We start from the raw sequence: 17,198 nt of genomic DNA, 5'->3' as shown, positions 1-17,198 counted from the left end.
ATTACGCGTCTGCTTTTTCTTTCTTTGCTTTAGGTGCTGCTTTTGCTGCTTCTTGGTCTGCTTTCTTCTTGATAACAGTTGTACCTTCGAAAGTTTCGCCTTCAACAAATGCTTTACCGTAGTAAGAAGCCATCAACACATCTTTAAGTTCGCTGATTAGAGGGTAACGTGGGTTCGCACCAGTACATTGGTCATCGAACGCTTCTACCGCTAGCTCATCCAGTTTCGCTACGAAATCTGATTCAGCAACACCTGCCGCTTGGATAGACATTGGGATGTCTAGGTTAACTTTTAGTTCATCCAACCATGCTAGTAGACGTTCAATCTTCTGAGCAGTACGGTCACCTTCTTGGCTTAGGCCTAGGTGGTCAGCAACTTCAGCGTAACGACGACGTGCTTGTGGACGGTCGTATTGAGAGAACGCAGTTTGTTTAGTTGGATTGTCGTTCGCGTTGTAACGTACCACGTTAGAGATAAGTAGTGCGTTAGCTAGGCCGTGTGGCAAGTGGAACTCAGCACCCAGTTTGTGAGCCATTGAGTGACAAACACCTAGGAATGCGTTCGCAAATGCAACACCAGCGATAGTAGCTGCGTTGTGTACTTTCTCACGAGCGATTGGGTCATTTGCACCGTTCGCATAGCTTGATGGTAGGTACTCTTTTAGCATCTTAAGTGCTTGAAGAGCTTGGCCATCTGAGTATTCGTTAGCAAGAACAGAAACGTAAGCTTCTAGAGCGTGAGTTACTGCATCGTAACCACCAAATGCTGTTAGAGACTTAGGCATGTTCATTACTAGGTTCGCATCAACGATTGCCATGTTTGGCGTGATTTCGTAGTCAGCTAGTGGGTATTTCGCACCAGTCTTGTCGTCAGTAACAACCGCGAATGGAGTAACTTCTGAACCAGTACCTGAAGTTGTAGTGATACATACAAGCTCAGCTTTTTTACCCATTTTAGGGAACTTGTAGATACGTTTACGGATGTCCATAAAGCGCATTGCTAGTTCTTCAAAGTGAGTTTCTGGGTGCTCGTACATTACCCACATGATTTTCGCTGCATCCATTGGTGAACCACCGCCTAGCGCTAGGATAACGTCAGGTTGGTAGCTAGCCATTTGAGCCGCACCTTTTTCTACTACAGATAGTGTTGGGTCAGCTTCAACATCGAAGAATGTTTGAACTTCCATGCCTTGCGCTTTCAGTAGGCTTACTACGTCATCTGCGTAACCGTTGTTGAATAGGAAACGGTCAGTTACTAGGAATGCACGTTTCTTGCCTTCTAGGTCGCCAAGCGCGATTGGAAGGCTACCACGACGGAAGTAGATTGACTTAGGTAGTTTATGCCACAACATGTTTTCAGCTCGCTTCGCTACAGTTTTCTTGTTGATTAGGTGTTTAGGACCTACGTTCTCAGAGATAGAGTTACCACCCCAAGAACCACAACCTAGCGTTAGAGATGGCGCAACGTTGAAGTTGTACAAGTCACCGATACCACCGTGAGTAGTCGGGATGTTGATTAGGATACGAGCTGTCTTCATCTTGTCACCGAAGTAACGGATACGGTCAGCGTTAGTATCTTGGTTAGTGTAAAGACCAGATGTGTGGCCGATACCACCAATCTCAACCATAGTTACCGCTTGAGCAACCGCGTCTTCGAAGTTGTCAGCACGGAATAGACCTAGAGTTGGAGATAGTTTCTCGTGAGCGAATGCGTCATCGTGAGATACTTTGCCCAGACCTTCACCAACAAGAACTTTAGTGTCTGCTGGAACTTTAACGCCTGCCATTTCAGCGATTGCTGCTGCTGGCTGACCTACGATTTTCGCGTTTAGCGCACCATCGATAAGAAGCACTTTACGAACTTTATCAGCTTCTGCTTTGCTTAGGACATACGCTTTGTGAGAAGCAAAGCGCTCTTTCACTTCGTCGTATACTTCGTCTACTACGATTGCAGCTTGCTCAGAAGCACATACTACACCGTTGTCGAAAGTCTTAGACATAAGGATAGAAGCAACAGCACGTTTGATGTCTGCTGTTTCATCGATAACAACAGGAACGTTACCTGCACCTACACCGATTGCTGGCTTACCAGAAGAGTAAGCGGCTTTAACCATGCCTGGACCACCAGTTGCAAGGATAAGCGCGATGTCATCGTGTTTCATTAGAGCGTTTGAAAGCTCAACAGAAGGCTGGTCGATCCAACCGATGATGTCTTTTGGTGCGCCTGCTGCTACTGCTGCATCTAGAACGAGTTTAGCTGCATCGTTAGTTGAGTTTTTCGCACGTGGATGTGGTGAGAAGATGATACCGTTACGAGTCTTCAAAGAGATTAGAGATTTGAAGATCGCTGTAGAAGTTGGGTTAGTCGTTGGTACGATACCGCAGATGATGCCTACAGGCTCAGCGATAGTCATAGTACCTAGGTTGTCATCTTCTTCTAAGATGCCACACGTTTGTTCGTCTTTGTATTTATTGTAGATAAACTCAGAAGCGAAGTGGTTCTTGATTACTTTATCTTCAACAATACCCATACCAGATTCTTCTACCGCTTGTTGAGCTAGCGGGATACGGGCCTGGTTAGCTGCAAGCGATGCTGCACGAAAGATTTTATCTACTTGCTCTTGAGAGTAAGTAGCGAACTCTTCTTGCGCTTTCTTAACGCGAGCAACCATTGCATCTAGTTCAGCCATATTAGTTACAGGCATAGGGAATCTCCTAAAATTAACAAATATTAAAAACTTTTTACTAAGGCTATTACTTATTGTTTTTACTGTTTATCAGTCACTTAGAAAACAAACGTCTTAGTAAATTGCTTTCAGGACTGAGTATAATATTTCAGAGTGTGAAAAAAATTGACTTGGATCAGTTCTCACCACCTAAATACTACCAAAGTGGTGCTTCATCACACCAAAATGACATAAATCACTGATAAACAAATAAATTAACTTTCATTTTTTATTGAGTAAAAAAGAAGAAAATGGACAAATAAATAAAAGAAACTACAACAACCTGTAAAAAAGTTTCATTTTTGACCAACAAAATTACATGTAGGCCCAATTCTTTGTGCTACTGAGAGTATATCGAACCGAATACATCTCTCTACAAACCACCTTGGTTTTTATCAAAAATGTGCGAATGTTAACGTTTATGTAAAACAGTGCAATTTATCAGCAGCTTTATACGTAACATTTCCTTTCCAGATTAGATACAGTTTATTAAAGAATTAGTTTTTCTCACTTAAATGGCAGGGAATGCGTTAGTTTTTTTCATTTCTTACAACCTAACTTTTGCCTTACATTACGCCCAAATTACCCCTTCTCCTTTTCACTAATGTGAACTTTGATGAGTACGCAACATGCAAACTTTTGAACTTGCTATCTTCTTGCAGTTTTTTCTCGGTTTGGTCGCCGCAGTAAACCCTGTTGGTATCATGCCTGTGTTTGTGTCACTAACCGGGCATATGACACCAGACGAAAAGCGCAATACGGCAACAACAGCAAATGTGGCTGTTGCGATCATCCTGATCATTTCGCTTTTTGCTGGTCAGTTACTGTTAGACATGTTCAGTATTTCTCTGGATTCGTTTCGTGTCGCTGGCGGGTTGCTATTACTTAGCATCGCATTCTCGATGATGAGCGGTAAACTGGGGGAAGATAAGCAGAACAAACAAGAGAAAACGGAATACGTCAGTCGTGAACAGATTGGTGTGGTCCCTCTTGCAATGCCTTTAATGGCAGGTCCTGGTGCAATCAGTTCGACTATTGTTTATGGTGCACGCTACCCAAGCATGTTCGATACCGTGGGCATTAGTATTACGATTGGTTTGTTCTGCCTTTGTTCATGGCTATTGTTCCGCTCTGCCCCATTGATCGTACGATTTTTAGGTCAAACTGGAATCAACGTCATTACTCGTATCATGGGTTTGATATTGGGCGCGCTTGGCATAGAGTTTATTGCGAATGGCTTACGCAACTTATTTCCAGGATTAGCCTGAGTTTCTATAAAATTGTATGATAGAGCGATTCAACAATGGATCGCTTTGTCATGACGACTGACTCTCTTAAACATACTCTATATGTCACCATTTTTGGTACTCATACCAAAGCTGGTAAAACGTTCGATATTGCTCTCATTATCGCGATCATCAGCTCGTTAATCGTACTGGTGTTAGATTCGATACCCTCCGTTCGGGCCGAGTGGGAAAAAGAGCTGAAGTTTATTGAATACACATTTACTGGCCTATTCACGATTGAATACCTTCTAAGGCTTTATTGCTCTCCTAAACCTGCCGCCTACGCAAAGAGTTTTTATGGTGTCGTCGATTTACTTGCGATTTTGCCCACTTATTTAGCACTCTTCTTCCCATCCGCTTCGTTTATGGGTGTGATCAGGGCGCTGCGAGTGATGCGAATATTCCGCATACTCAAGTTAGTCCGATACCTCCAAGAGTCCAATATCCTCTTACGTTCACTGCTTATGGCGCGCAGAAAGATTTTTATCTTCTTTAGTTCCGTCGCCATTATGGTAACGATTTTCGGCTCGTTGATTTTTATCATTGAAGGACCTGAAAACGGATTTACTAGCATTCCTAAGAGTATTTATTGGGCGATCGTGACCATCACAACGGTTGGGTATGGTGACTTGGTCCCTCAAACAGACCTAGGTAAAGGGCTTGCATCACTCACCATGTTACTGGGTTATTCCATTTTGGCGGTACCTACAGGTATTTTCACTGCCGAACTGCACCAAGAGATGCAATCGCACAAAGTATTGGTGAAATGCCCAAACTGCTCCCACGCAGGGCACGACTCTGACGCAATTTACTGTAAACATTGTGGTAGTGAACTAGCCGATCCAGACAAAAGAGTCGTTCGAACGGAAGACGACGCATGAAAAAAGAGCTCCCTAAGGAGCTCTTTTATTTTGTCATCAAATAAAGGATTGATGTGATTATGCTTTCTCAGACAGAATAATTCGCAGAGTACGACGCAATGGCTCCGCAGCACCCCAAAGCAGTTGGTCACCAACAGTGAAAGCATTTAGGAAATCATCACCCATTGCCATCTTACGTAGACGACCCACTGGTACAGACATTGTGCCCGTAACTTTTGCCGGTGTTAGCTCTTGAGCAGTGATGTCACGGTCGTTAGGAATCACTTTCACCCAATCGTTATGAGTGGCGATGATTTCTTCGATTTCGTCCATTGGTACATTTTGTTTAAGCTTGATAGTAAGTGCTTGAGAGTGACAACGCATCGCGCCAATACGCACACAAGTACCGTCAATTGGAACAGATGAACTTTGAGAACCCAAAATTTTATTCGCCTCAGCGCCCGCTTTCCACTCTTCTTTACTCTGACCATTATCGCGCTTCACATCGATCCATGGGATCAACGAACCAGCTAGTGGCACACCGAACTTATCGGTAGGGAAAGAGCCGCTGCGCATTGTATCCGCAACTTTCTTATCAATATCTAGGATAGAGCTTGATGGGTTTGCAAGTTCAGAGCTCACAGAGTCATTGATAACGCCCATTTGCGAGATCAATTCACGCATATTTTGCGCACCAGCACCAGATGCGGCTTGGTAAGTCATTGCGCTTGTCCACTCAACAAGGCCTTTCTCAAATAGACCACCTAGCCCCATTAGCATTAAACTAACCGTACAGTTACCACCGACAAATGTGTTCGTGCCACCGTAGATGCCTTGTTGGATTTGCTTTAAGTTCACTGGATCAAGTGTGATGATCGAATCTTCAGCCATACGTAGCGTAGAGGCCGCGTCAATCCAGTAGCCTTTCCAACCAGCCTGACGAAGTGCAGGGAAAACTTTTTCTGTGTAGCTACCACCTTGACAGGTGATTACCGCATCAAGCTGTTTTAAGCTTTCAATATCATACGCGTCTTGCAGTAAGCCTGCGTCTTTTCCTAAGTTAGGAGCAGGAATACCAACTTGAGAAGTACTGTAGAATACTGGTTCGATTAGGTCGAAGTCTTTCTCTTCAACCATACGCTGCATAAGGACTGAACCAACCATACCGCGCCAACCAACTAAACCAACTCTCATCGTATTAACTCTCCATGTATTAAAAAACCTACCCCATAGTTAATTTTTCACAGCAAAATCTCAACCCCTATTTTGTAAATAAGCGCGTTTTTTAACCTTTTCCTCTGAAAAACCGGGTTACACGAGATTTTTTAGTGTTTGGTTTGCGGTTTTAACCATTTTTCAAGTAGGGAAAGCACTTTAGCCCCCTAATTGGTCTTACCACTCAATGAGAAAATAACACATGAAGCACAATAATTTCACATTACACAACATTTAAAACCAAAAAAGTTAAAACAAACTAACAGTTAATTTCACAAGCAAACGTTTTTACCGACGAACATCAAGATAAAACACCAAATGTTCGAAATATAATTTTTGTTAATGTATGTTATGCGCGATTACAACAAGGAGCGCCTTCCTCTATTGCTCCAAGATTGACAGAGGCACATATGAAGCAAGTTACACCACGCCTACCAAGCTTGATACAGGTATTTATCTCGCTCGGTTTATTTCTCCTGCTGGCATTTTCGTTCACAGCCAAGCTAGACCTACCGATTCAGCTAGCGCTATACATCGGTTGGTTCATTGTCATGATATTGGGCATAAAGCTTGGCCATCAGTATAAAGATCTGGAAAAAGCAGCACTAAATGGCATTTCCAATGGACTTGGAGCCGTTTTAATCCTTTTGGCCGTTGGCGCGCTTGTAGGTACTTGGATCTCTGGTGGTATTGTTCCAACCATTATTTACTACGGCCTTAAAGCAATCCACCCTTCCATCTTTTTGCTCGCGACCATGATCATCTGTTCATTGACTGCGCTAGCGACTGGCACATCTTGGGGTGCGGCTGGCACGGCAGGTATTGCAATGATGGGTATCGGTCAAGGTCTTGGTGTTCCTGCGCCAATCACTGCAGGTGCCGTACTTTCAGGCTGTTACTTTGGTGACAAAATGTCGCCTCTATCGGATTCAGTAATCCTTGCTTCATCTATGTCTAACGTTGAAGTGATGGAACATATTAAAGGCATGTTGCCGATAGCACTCATTAGCTACATTATTACAGGCATTATGTTTACTGCATTTGGCTTCCACTACGCAGGTCAAGTTGACATGAGCCAGGTAGACTCTGTCATTAAAGCGATGGAACAGCAGTTCTACATCACCCCTTACTCATTTGTTCCTGTGATCATCGTATTGTCACTTCTAGCGATGCGTATGCCTTCATTCCCAGTGATCAGTTTTGGTTCTCTGCTAGGTATTATTTGGGCAGTGATGATCCAAGATGTCGATTTCCTAACCGCGTTCAACACGGCTTGGGCTCCGTTTGCAATCTCATCTGGCGTAGATTTCATTGACTCAATCCTTAACCGTGGCGGCATGTCTTCAATGCTTGGGTCGGTAGCGGTTATCGTATTCGGCCTTGGTTTTGGCGGTCTACTAGATAAAGTAGGCGTGCTAGAGACTATCGCGAAGCTGTTTGAAAAACGCGTTCAAAGTGCAGGTTCATTGGCAACAAGCACAATTGGTACGGCCTTTATGGGCAACGTATTTGGTTCAGCGATGTACGTTTCACTTATTCTGACCCCAAAAATCTGTGCGAAGAACTATGACCGTCTAGGCTACAAACGTAAGAATTTGTCTCGTAACGCAGAATTTGGCGGCACGCTAACCTCAGGTATGGTCCCTTGGAGTGACAACGGTATCTACATGGCCAGTATTTTGGGTGTTGCTACACTGTCTTATGCCCCGTTCATGTGGCTGAGTTTTGTATGTATCATCGTAACGATCTTCACTTCTTACATGGGTTGGTTTGTTGATAAGTGCGAACCAACAGCAGAAGCAGTCGAAGAAGCTGAAGGCGAATTAAAGCAGCAAACCGCTTAACTTCGTAGAGATAGGAAGAACCTCCCTTCCGAATTCAATACTAAAAAAGAGCGCTTTAAAGCGCTCTTTTTTTATTTTCAGCCCTAAACCACCTACTTCAGTAGGTGGTTATCATCCGTTTCGGCTTTGCCTGTAAAACTACTCATGCTAAATGCGTCTTTGATTTTTCCAGAAGTCAAAGAGGACAAATAACATGAGTAGATACAATCAAGCTTCCCACGTATTTTGGCGTTGTCAATACCATATAGTGTGGACGCCAAAGTATCGATTTAGGATCTTGAAGAACAATATAGGTAAAGAAGTTTATCGATGTATTTATGTTTACTGTAATCAACTTGGATGTGAAGTCGTAGAGCTAAACGTACAAGTTGACCACGTACATTTAGTTGTAAAGGTCCCACCAAAGCTTTCGATATCCAAGTTGATGGGGGTATTGAAAGGCAAAATAGCCTTAAAGCTATTTAGCAAGTTTCCTCACCTTAGGAAGAACAGGCTTTGGGGTAATCACTTTTGGCAAAGAGGCTATTTTGTCGATAGTGTTGGAATCAATGAAGAAATAATACGCCGATATGTAAGACATCAAGAGAAGCAAGAGCGAGTAGAGCAGCAGCAATTGGCGCTGGACTAAACAAAGGCCCCCTTTTAGGGGGCTCACACAAAGCCACCTTCTTTAGAAGGTGGTAATTTATTTCCAAAACAAATCGTTAGCTTTGTTTGACTGGCGTTTTCACGGCTGCACGCTTCCCAAACCAATAGCCCAAGCCAAGCGGTGCAAAGAATATAACGGCAATGAACAGAATAAAGTAGATGATGGTACTTTTGACAAGTTCAATCAGTTTAGTCATTGCGAGATTCACAACCTCTTGCGACACTCGATCCATATCTTGAGCAAACTTCTCGCGCTCATGGGTAATGATCTGTGCGATTTCTTGGCGCTCTCTGGCAACCATCAGCTCTATAGCTTGGCGTTCTTCACCCAACTGAGATAAACGCGCCTCCGTCCTTTGATCGATATCGTCAACCAAAGGTTGTAACTCCAGCGCCATTTGTTCTGCCAAATAACGCATGTACTCTGGGTTGTTATCGATAAAATCCCTCATCGAATCAGCGGTAACTTGCAAACTATTGAGCGCCGCATTGACTTTTTCGATACTGGCAGAGCTATTCAAGGCCAACAACTGCGCTTTCCACGTCATAATTTTTGGTGTCTGTTCTGATACCAGACTTAGACGATCAGAGACATCCCCAAGTGCTTCTGGCATCGTGCCTAGCGTTGTAACGGCTTCCTCTTCGCTAATTTGGTTTGCATCTAACCACCTACGGTAAGCCGGAGTCCTAATCATGCTTAAATCAGCGAAGGGATGCTGCTTGGCGAACTCTGCAACAAACGTTTGTGTCTTGATGTATGCTTCTTTCTTCAATAAAGATTGAGCCAGTTTATCTACCTCTTTCGCTAAATAAACGGAAACTAACTTGGCCTCATCAGACGCAAAGAGCTCATTACCAGAAGCGGTAGTAAAAAACTGTTCCATTTGTAACGTGAAAGTCCATGTATCAATCAGTGCAGCCATTGGGGACACTTGGTATGCAGAAGCTTGGATGCCTTCTTCAGCATTTATCTTCCAAAGTAAAATATAAGATTGATGCACTTTATCATGAGGCTCATATTGTTCGTGTAGTGCATCTGCTGCTTGCTCAACCTGAGCAAAAAACTGCTGCGCATACTCACGAGTCAAAAGACGCATATTGAGCTCTTGTTTGGTAAGAGGGACGGTTTGACTCTCGATCTTGACTTCGAGCAGGGAGCACCCTGAAAGTATCATAACCAGCCCTATCAACATTATTGAAGACATTCGGCGAACGGACATAAAAGCACCTTTAACAAATTGTATAGAACAGGAATAAAGCGAACTAAGTCATATAGTTCGGGCCTTTACTACCTCAATTCTCATGACATTAAGTCAGAGTAATATCAATCTGTTAGCTATTCTGTTATCTTTTCACTATTGAGAACGTTATTAGCAAAAAGTATGGTTTGTTTTAGGATATCATCTAAACATGCCAACTTCTCTTCCGGCACTTTTTGCCCTTGTTTAATCAACAATTCAATATCACCCGAAATACAGTGCAATGGCATTGCACCTAAACTCCCTGAGACCCCTTTAAGACTGTGTGCGGCTCTTTGCGCTTGCTCTTTATCCTCTTCTAACAGCTGATACATTTTAGTACCATCGCCAGAGTGGTCCTGAATAAAGACCTCCAGTAACATCCGCACAGCGCCCTCGTCACCAGACAGAGAATCTAACATTTTATTGATATCTATGTACGGCTCACGTTCCACCACTTCCACTTGTGATGAATTCACCTCATTACAACTTTCTTCGTTCATTTGGACGTTTTGAAAATTTTCTGACTGAGCTGAGGGAACAGCGTTAGCTCCATTTTCATCATCGCCAACTTGCTCTGACTTTTTATCATCGGTTCTGGGTAGTGGTATCGGTTGAATCATTTTTGGGGAGAAGGCTCCCCATGAAATGAGGAAAAGGAGCAAACCACTGATTACAGACAGCCAAACAATAAAAGTCATTAGCTTCTGTTCCAACTGATCATTTATCGAAGTTAACTGGTTCGGGAAATCTGGATTAAGCAGGTGGTTGGATAAATAACTGCCCTGTGCCTGAGCAGATAGTGCGCTTGAGGTTTGAGCAAGCTGGCGCTGAAGAGCGCTTCTCTCTTCGGGAGATAGCGTCTCTGATTCAATAAAAAGTCGGTCTAAGTCACGGTAAGTATCGCTATTCGTTGCAGAGTCACTAAAGACAGACTCAAAAACAAGCGCACCTAAGCGATAGTACATTGCCTGAATTTGATCAGAGTTTTCTGTTCGAGCACGGCTGCTTCGTAACTGTTCTGCTAACGAAACCAATTCACTGTCACTTCTTACAAAAGCTCGAGCACTTTCTAAAAATCGGTCGGTCGTGTAGAGCAATTGAGTGATGTCTGGTGTGATTTTCCCTTCAGAAAACTCACTTTCAAGCTGTAAGCGAACTGCATAAGCCAACTGAAGTTTCAGTGAAATTTGGTCGACGTGTTTAACACGGTAAGGCAGATCGAAGTTAAAAAAGTGCCTGACTTCTTCAACTTTACTTCCTAACTCATTTACAGTCGAAATCGTTTGAATCGTTTGTTTGGCTTGCAGCCAAATGCCAAGTGCTAAAACACACCACAAAACGAACCAGAACCAAACAAAACGCCGTATTCCTTCTTTTAGCTTCAGCAACACTTGCCCCTCGCATATCTCCATTAATTACAAGCATATACTATGGATGTTTCTTATTCACATAAAAAAAGAGAGCCGTTTTGCTCTCTTTATTTAACGATATGATTTTAATTGCGACTTAACTGATCTTTTAGATTTGGAGGCGTCCCTTTAATCGTTAAGGTATCCGTCTCTGGATCATAAAAAATACGCTCGCCAAGTAAGAGACTATCGAAGCTAATATTCAAACCACCACCAGCTCCAACAAATTTAGTCAGTTTGCGAACCGTCGCACGATCACCTGGGAAAGACTCTTCAAGTTCGTACCCTTGCTCTTTGGTGAAATCCATAAAGCTCGTGCCATCTTGGCTTTGAGGAAGCTCTCCGGAAAGCTCTGAGATTTGAACTTCATCACCGGATTTAATTTGCTCATTGCAGTAGTCGTAAACTTGTTTCTTGTACTCGTTCACTTCTTGCTTTTCTAGCTTCGAGTCAGCACAAAAATCATCCACCGCCTGCATCAACACTAAGTTTTGTTGTTTAGTATCTAAGCCAATATCCGCTTGCAGAAAATCTAGGAAGAAGTCCGCCACTTTACGGCCAACGCGTCCTTTAATGTATTGCAGATAACGATTGGATTCCTTGTCGGTCTCGTAGCTCGACAGGTCGATGCGTGCGGCAATATCCATTTTGGTGATATCTAAGTAATCTGTCGCACTGATGTCCAAACCTTCGGTCACTTTTAAACTCTGATTCATTGGTAAGATACCGATGAACAAGTAGTCCGTTGCTAAACTCTGATACTCAGCGAAAACCAAGATACCTTCATCCGCAAATGGGTACTTAATCAACTCTTCTTTCAAGCGATTTGCACTAATTTGTGAGAAGTCGTAAAAATCTCGCTCTCCTTTGCGCATTTCTTGAAGCCAAAATTGAAATTCGCTGTCTGACTGGAAAGCGCCAAAACCTTTACCAGCTTTAGAATGGAATACTCGGTGAAGCTCAGCGACTAAGTTTTCTGTAGATGCATCGTTCTCTAATGATGCTGGACGAAAGTTTACAACCAGCTCGTCCTGATCGTTTTTGCACAGTTGATGCAGAATAACGTTTGAAAGATGAAGACTCATAGTGATTTTATCTTGCTACAAGGTTTTAGTTGATGGGCATTGTAGGTTATCATAAGCCGCTTTTACTATCATTATTAGAGTCTTTATGCCGATTACATCTAAATATACTGACGAGCAAGTAGAAAAAATTCTTGCTGAAGTAGCAACAGTTCTTAAAAAACACGCTGCTTCTCCTGAGTTGACGCTAATGATTGCCGGAAATATCGCAACCAATGTCTTAAATCAACGTGTTGCTGCTTCACAACGCAAAGCGATTGCTGAAAAATTTGCTCAGGCGCTGATGTCTTCTTTAGAAACACCAAAAACACACTAATCACGGACAATAGAACACATACATGGTAGACAGCGGAAACTCATACGGCGAACGTGTATCTCGACTAGTTGGTTGGGGTCACTGGTTTGCATTCTTCAATATCGTTGCATCGATGTTGATAGGCACACGCTACATTGTTCAGTCTCCTTGGCCCGAGACGTTACTTGGTCAGTTTTATCTGGCGGTTTCTTGGGTTGGTCACTTTGGCTTTCTAGTTTTCGCACTTTACTTGCTTGTTCTATTCCCGTTGACGTTTATCCTGCCATCGCGGAAGTTGTTCCGTTTGGTGGCAGTGATTTTCGCAACCGTTGGGCAAACCATATTATTAATTGATACCCAAGCGTATCAGTCGATCAATTTGCACTTAACTCCCGTTGTCTGGGAGTTACTATTCAGCGAAGACAAAAGTGCGCTCAGCACTGACCTACAACATTTATTTGTTGTGATGCCGCTGATCTTCCTTATTCAACTCGCACTATCCGAATGGGTATGGCGAAAACAGCGCAAACTATCTCATAAGCACGTAGGACGCCCTCTCGCGGCCGTCTTTTTCCTCAGCTTTATGACCAGTCATTTGGTTTACATTTGGGCAGATGCGTATTTTTACAACCCAATTACTAGCCAGCGTTCAAACTTCCCTTTGTCTTACCCGATGACGGCGAAGAGCTTTATGGAAAAACATGGTCTACTTGACCGTGAGGAATACCTAAAACGCTTAGCGGAAAATGAAGGCAACGTAGAGTTAGTCAATTACCCTCTGGAAAAGCTAGAGTTTAACCGTCGAGTCAATAAGCTCAATGTGTTGATGATCAGCATAAACAATTTACGAGCGGATGCGCTTAACCAAGAAGAGATGCCTAACCTCTATGAGTTTGCTGAAAACAATCAGAACTTCCGTAATCATTACAGCTCAAGTAATGATACATACGGGGCCTTTGGTTTGTTCTATGGCTTACCGACTAGTTATGCATCAAGCATCAAGGCGCAAGGTGCGTCCCCAGTATTGCTCGATGTACTGAAAGATCAGGGCTACAACTTTGGTTTATTCAGTGGCAGTGGGTTTGAAGATGATCTCTACTCAGAAATTATTTTCCGCGACTTGAACTTAGCGGAAGACCTAGATGGCACGCAAGCTCATACCGATAAACAATCTATCGCAAACTGGAATACATGGTTAGCAGAGAAAGCAAGTCAGCCATGGTTTAGTTACATCGAAGTCACCACCGTTGATAATTTTGAATCGATTCCTTCAAATAATGACGAAGAAATGCCTGCAAGTGAGCGATTCAAAAAAGCTTATGAATATGCAGTGAAGTCGGCGGATAGAACTATCGCCGGTATTATTGATGAACTGGAAACGACGGGACAACTGACAAACACCATCGTAATCATCACTTCTAATCACGGTAGTGAATTTAACGAAACCAATACGAACAGCTGGGGAGCAAACAGCAACTACAGCCGTTATCAATTACAAGTTCCGATGGTGATCCATTGGCCTGGAATGCTAGCTGGCGAATTTAATCACAGCACAAGTCACTTGGACCTCTCGGTTACACTGTTGCAAGATATGCTCGGCGTATCTTCCAACCCATATGATTACAGTAGTGGTCGCAACCTATTCGATGAAAGTCGTCGTCGCTGGATCTTGGCGGGCGATACTCGCGAGCTTGCCTTAATTACTAGCTCACAAACCACAGTGATCGATAAGTTTGGCAACTACAAGCTGTATGACAAAAACTACAAACGACTTCGAGATGATGCACCGAAGTTGCCAGTTTTGATGCAAGGTTTAACTGAGTTACAGCGTTTTTATTCTAAAAACGATTAATACCTAGCAATCCATATACTATTCAAACTCCCCTTTTTGGGGAGTTTTGTTTATTTCAACAACACAAACCACAAATTTGCGCAGTAAACATCCAATCAGTTCAACTAGGGGTTTACAACATTTTCAAAGCCTTATATTATGCGCCTCAACAACGGAGAGATGGCTGAGTGGTTGAAAGCACCGGTCTTGAAAACCGGCATACGTTAATAGCGTATCTAGGGTTCAAATCCCTATCTCTCCGCCACTTTTAGAAAAAGCCCGCTAAGAAATTAGCGGGCTTTTTCGCATCTCCAGACTTAAAAAGATTTGTACAAATCACTTATCACCTCTCGAACGCAACTAAGCACTCCGCCACACTCAGAAAGAACCCACAAAAAATTAATGCCCTTTTCGTTCGTTCCAGTGTTGAATCAATTTGATATTTACGTCTAGTTGTATCTACTCATCAATAAAGACTTCTTTAGCGGCATTGATAAGCTGCAAATGGATTGGGACGAGGTCAGCATGATTCGTTCGATATCCACCTCCAACGACAGCTGCGACAGGGATACCTCGAGATTTCACTGTTTGCATTAAAAATCTATCACGTTCTAAAATCCCTTGCGTCGACACATCAAAATATCCAAGCTCATCGTCTTGATGTATATCGACACCAGCATCGTAGATAACTAAATCAGGGCGATGAAGATTAAGTGCCATATCGACCACTTCTTTAAACGCCATTAAAAAGTCCTCATCACCTGTTCCTCGCACCAAAGGCACATCGAGGTCAGACTGAGGCTTCCTCGCTGGGAAGTTTTTATCACAGTGGAAAGAAAGCGTGATGATATCTGGCTCATCGTCACATAAAGTTGCTGTTCCATCCCCATGGTGAACATCACTATCAATGATCAATACTTTATCGACATGCTCAACTTCGAGTGCTTGCCTAGCCGCGATCACTAAGTCATTAAATAAACAAAAACCACTGCCAAACTCTTTGTGTGCGTGATGATACCCACCACTCAAATGAATGGCCACTCCGTACTCAAGTGCCTTTTTTGCGGTCAGAGCCGTGCCCGCTGCTGAAGTTAGCGTTCTGGTAATGAGAGACTCACTCCAAGGAAAACCTATTCGGCGCATCTTCGCAGCTGGCATGTTTCCACTAACAAGTAACTCGACGTATTCCTCGTCATGAACACGTTTTACTTCCCCAACAGTTAATGCTTCGGGCTGGAAAAACTGCGTGTGCTCTTTCCAGTTATCTTTCTCCATATGCACCAATACCGATTCATAGAGGTACTGGTATTTCATAATTGGGTAACGATGCCCCTCTGGCAACTCAAGTTGAGAATAAATCGGGTGGTAGATAAATGGCAGCATGAGAAATTCTTAATAACAATGGTAACGAAATAATATCAACTTAAAGGGTTGAATAAAAAGCAATTTAATTGATAATGATTTTCAATATCAATTAAATTTAATATACATATGAATTCTACTTTCTTTGCTATTCTCGGCGCACTGTTTGGCTCTCTTTGTGCCCTGTCCCTATTTTCATCTCTTGTTGTTGGTGCGTGGTGGTTGGTTGATTTTATTGTGCTTAACTAACACAATGACTTTCAACTGAAATCAAAAAAGCATAGGTGTTTGTATGAGTCAAACCGTCTTTATTACCGGAGCAAATCGCGGCATTGGCCTTAGCTTAACTGAGCTGTACCTGAAGCAAGGCCACCAAGTACATGCTACTAGCCGTTCCTTAGAGAACAGTTCAGAACTACAAACTCTAGCCTCACAATTCAGTAATCTGGTTTTGCACGAACTGGATGTCACTCACTACGAACAAGTCGCTAAGCTTGCCGATAAACTCCCTGCCATCGACTTACTCATCAATAATGCAGGATATTACGGCCCCAAGGGATATGGCTTTGGAAACACTGACGTAGAAGAATGGCGTAAAGCCTTCGAAGTAAACACCATTGCACCGTTAAAACTGGTTGAGCACTGTTACCCTCGCTTACAACAAGGCAAGATAAAAAAGATTGCTTGTATCTCATCAAAAGTGGGGAGCATGACCGAAAATACGTCCGGTGGCGGTTATATTTATCGCTCATCGAAAGCGGCGCTTAACTCGGTTGTGAAAAGCTTAAGTAATGATTTAACACCTGAAGGATTTACCGTTTTAGCGCTTCACCCTGGTTGGGTAAAAACGGCGATGGGCGGGCCAAATGCTTTGATAGATACGCAAACCTCCGCGCAAGGCCTAGCGAACGTGATAGAGCTGAGCACACCGCAGCTTTCAGGTCGATTTATTAACTACGATGGTACTGAGTTACCTTGGTAGCAGCATTAAGACACAACCGTCACTAAACCAAATACCATCAAAGCCAGGCTTCATAATCGTGACTTGGTTGGCAAACATAATGTTCATCAGTGATCCACCAGCATAATTCGCGCAATCTAACTTGAATTTATCTACATCCAATCCAGACTTAGGAAAAAGTAGAACAAATAAGGAGAAAGCACGATGGCAGCAGATAGGGATTTGGTTAATTTTAGCGAAGAGCACGAACTAAATTACTGCTTGAGAAGTGCTGGTAAACGCCAAACTCAAGCGAATCGAGATACATTAGTTGACTTGGGCAACCAGGTGAAAGAGGTACTGGACAAACGCGTGTTAACTCAAGGTGAAGTAAGAGGCGCGATCCAAAACCACGGTGATCTGTTCGAGTAATCTATTTTCAAGCATGCGCGGAGTTTAA

14 protein-coding genes and 1 tRNA gene are annotated in these 17,198 nt (G+C 43.0%); 9 read left to right on the top strand and 6 right to left on the bottom strand.

Going from position 1 to position 17,198, the window contains the following annotated elements:
• Position 1: 1 nt before the first annotated feature.
• Positions 2 to 2,704, bottom strand: a complete 2,703-nt coding sequence (gene adhE, locus L3V37_RS13775; protein ID WP_005380731.1) for a bifunctional acetaldehyde-CoA/alcohol dehydrogenase — start codon at positions 2,702 to 2,704, stop codon at positions 2 to 4.
• 650 nt (positions 2,705 to 3,354) lie between these two features.
• Here adhE and L3V37_RS13770 point away from each other — a divergent pair.
• Both L3V37_RS13770 and L3V37_RS13765 read left to right on the top strand, forming a co-directional pair.
• A complete protein-coding gene (locus L3V37_RS13770) occupies positions 3,355 to 3,993 on the top strand; it encodes a YchE family NAAT transporter (protein WP_005380729.1) in 639 nt (212 codons plus the stop codon).
• Positions 3,994 to 4,028: 35 nt separating this feature from the next.
• Entirely contained in the window at positions 4,029 to 4,892 is an 864-nt protein-coding gene (locus L3V37_RS13765; protein ID WP_005380728.1) for an ion transporter, read from the top strand.
• Positions 4,893 to 4,949: 57 nt separating this feature from the next.
• On the opposite strand, the gene asd is transcribed toward L3V37_RS13765, so the two are convergent.
• Positions 4,950 to 6,065: an aspartate-semialdehyde dehydrogenase gene (gene asd / locus L3V37_RS13760; RefSeq protein ID WP_237306477.1), complete on the bottom strand. Its 1,116-nt coding sequence runs from the start codon at positions 6,063 to 6,065 to the stop codon at positions 4,950 to 4,952.
• A 431-nt stretch (positions 6,066 to 6,496) separates the two neighbouring features.
• Here asd and nhaC point away from each other — a divergent pair, with 431 nt between their 5' ends.
• Together nhaC and tnpA are read left to right on the top strand one after the other, a co-directional pair.
• Entirely contained in the window at positions 6,497 to 7,930 is a 1,434-nt protein-coding gene (nhaC, locus tag L3V37_RS13755; protein ID WP_005380726.1) for a Na+/H+ antiporter NhaC, read from the top strand.
• A 193-nt stretch (positions 7,931 to 8,123) separates the two neighbouring features.
• Positions 8,124 to 8,558, top strand: a complete 435-nt coding sequence (tnpA, locus tag L3V37_RS13750) for an IS200/IS605 family transposase (RefSeq protein WP_017633711.1) — start codon at positions 8,124 to 8,126, stop codon at positions 8,556 to 8,558.
• A 76-nt stretch (positions 8,559 to 8,634) separates the two neighbouring features.
• On the opposite strand, the gene L3V37_RS13745 is transcribed toward tnpA, so the two are convergent.
• The 3 genes from L3V37_RS13745 to yejK all read right to left on the bottom strand — a co-directional run bounded on the left by L3V37_RS13745 (position 8,635) and on the right by yejK (position 12,313).
• Entirely contained in the window at positions 8,635 to 9,798 is a 1,164-nt protein-coding gene (locus L3V37_RS13745) for a chemotaxis protein (protein WP_130545928.1), read from the bottom strand.
• A 116-nt stretch (positions 9,799 to 9,914) separates the two neighbouring features.
• Positions 9,915 to 11,231 carry an Hpt domain-containing protein gene (locus L3V37_RS13740; protein WP_130545929.1) on the bottom strand — a complete coding sequence of 439 codons (1,317 nt, stop codon included), beginning with the start codon at positions 11,229 to 11,231 and terminating at the stop codon, positions 9,915 to 9,917.
• An 83-nt stretch (positions 11,232 to 11,314) separates the two neighbouring features.
• Positions 11,315 to 12,313 (bottom strand): nucleoid-associated protein YejK, encoded by a 999-nt coding sequence (gene yejK / locus L3V37_RS13735; RefSeq protein ID WP_005380723.1) that lies wholly within the window; start codon positions 12,311 to 12,313, stop codon positions 11,315 to 11,317.
• Positions 12,314 to 12,398: 85 nt separating this feature from the next.
• On the opposite strand from yejK, the gene L3V37_RS13730 reads away from it, so the two are divergent.
• The 3 genes from L3V37_RS13730 (at position 12,399) to L3V37_RS13720 (ending at position 14,701) form a co-directional block, all read left to right on the top strand.
• A complete protein-coding gene (locus L3V37_RS13730) occupies positions 12,399 to 12,626 on the top strand; it encodes a YejL family protein (RefSeq protein ID WP_098415157.1) in 228 nt (75 codons plus the stop codon).
• Positions 12,627 to 12,648: 22 nt separating this feature from the next.
• Positions 12,649 to 14,457, top strand: coding sequence for a DUF3413 domain-containing protein (locus tag L3V37_RS13725; RefSeq protein ID WP_005380721.1), 1,809 nt, complete (start codon positions 12,649 to 12,651; stop codon positions 14,455 to 14,457).
• Positions 14,458 to 14,610: 153 nt separating this feature from the next.
• Positions 14,611 to 14,701 (top strand) — tRNA-Ser (locus tag L3V37_RS13720).
• Positions 14,702 to 14,895: 194 nt separating this feature from the next.
• On the opposite strand, the gene L3V37_RS13715 is transcribed toward L3V37_RS13720, so the two are convergent.
• Positions 14,896 to 15,819 carry a histone deacetylase gene (locus L3V37_RS13715; RefSeq protein WP_005384909.1) on the bottom strand — a complete coding sequence of 308 codons (924 nt, stop codon included), beginning with the start codon at positions 15,817 to 15,819 and terminating at the stop codon, positions 14,896 to 14,898.
• 271 nt (positions 15,820 to 16,090) lie between these two features.
• Between L3V37_RS13715 and L3V37_RS13710 the strand changes: the two genes are divergently transcribed.
• Together L3V37_RS13710 and L3V37_RS13705 are read left to right on the top strand one after the other, a co-directional pair.
• Positions 16,091 to 16,780 carry an SDR family oxidoreductase gene (locus tag L3V37_RS13710; RefSeq protein ID WP_017635826.1) on the top strand — a complete coding sequence of 230 codons (690 nt, stop codon included), beginning with the start codon at positions 16,091 to 16,093 and terminating at the stop codon, positions 16,778 to 16,780.
• Between the two features lie 183 nt (positions 16,781 to 16,963).
• Positions 16,964 to 17,170: a hypothetical protein gene (locus L3V37_RS13705; protein ID WP_005380717.1), complete on the top strand. Its 207-nt coding sequence runs from the start codon at positions 16,964 to 16,966 to the stop codon at positions 17,168 to 17,170.
• The last annotated feature ends 28 nt before the right edge of the window (positions 17,171 to 17,198 follow it).

The organism is Vibrio sp. D54, from assembly GCF_021728075.1.
In the GTDB taxonomy this organism is placed as follows: domain Bacteria; phylum Pseudomonadota; class Gammaproteobacteria; order Enterobacterales; family Vibrionaceae; genus Vibrio; species Vibrio alginolyticus.
Note: the sequence above shows the minus strand (reverse complement) of the source record. Positions and strands in the feature narration are given on the sequence as shown.

What these genes read in the sequence shown, in the direction of transcription:
- adhE (WP_005380731.1), bottom strand. Translation starts at nt 2,704, where the DNA reads ATGCCTGTAACTAATATGGCTGAACTAGATGCAATGGTTGCTCGCGTT.
- L3V37_RS13770 (WP_005380729.1), top strand. Translation starts at nt 3,355, where the DNA reads ATGCAAACTTTTGAACTTGCTATCTTCTTGCAGTTTTTTCTCGGTTTG.
- L3V37_RS13765 (WP_005380728.1), top strand. Translation starts at nt 4,029, where the DNA reads ATGGATCGCTTTGTCATGACGACTGACTCTCTTAAACATACTCTATAT.
- asd (WP_237306477.1), bottom strand. Translation starts at nt 6,065, where the DNA reads ATGAGAGTTGGTTTAGTTGGTTGGCGCGGTATGGTTGGTTCAGTCCTT.
- nhaC (WP_005380726.1), top strand. Translation starts at nt 6,497, where the DNA reads ATGAAGCAAGTTACACCACGCCTACCAAGCTTGATACAGGTATTTATC.
- tnpA (WP_017633711.1), top strand. Translation starts at nt 8,124, where the DNA reads ATGAGTAGATACAATCAAGCTTCCCACGTATTTTGGCGTTGTCAATAC.
- L3V37_RS13745 (WP_130545928.1), bottom strand. Translation starts at nt 9,798, where the DNA reads ATGTCCGTTCGCCGAATGTCTTCAATAATGTTGATAGGGCTGGTTATG.
- L3V37_RS13740 (WP_130545929.1), bottom strand. Translation starts at nt 11,231, where the DNA reads ATGGAGATATGCGAGGGGCAAGTGTTGCTGAAGCTAAAAGAAGGAATA.
- yejK (WP_005380723.1), bottom strand. Translation starts at nt 12,313, where the DNA reads ATGAGTCTTCATCTTTCAAACGTTATTCTGCATCAACTGTGCAAAAAC.
- L3V37_RS13730 (WP_098415157.1), top strand. Translation starts at nt 12,399, where the DNA reads ATGCCGATTACATCTAAATATACTGACGAGCAAGTAGAAAAAATTCTT.
- L3V37_RS13725 (WP_005380721.1), top strand. Translation starts at nt 12,649, where the DNA reads ATGGTAGACAGCGGAAACTCATACGGCGAACGTGTATCTCGACTAGTT.
- L3V37_RS13715 (WP_005384909.1), bottom strand. Translation starts at nt 15,819, where the DNA reads ATGCTGCCATTTATCTACCACCCGATTTATTCTCAACTTGAGTTGCCA.
- L3V37_RS13710 (WP_017635826.1), top strand. Translation starts at nt 16,091, where the DNA reads ATGAGTCAAACCGTCTTTATTACCGGAGCAAATCGCGGCATTGGCCTT.
- L3V37_RS13705 (WP_005380717.1), top strand. Translation starts at nt 16,964, where the DNA reads ATGGCAGCAGATAGGGATTTGGTTAATTTTAGCGAAGAGCACGAACTA.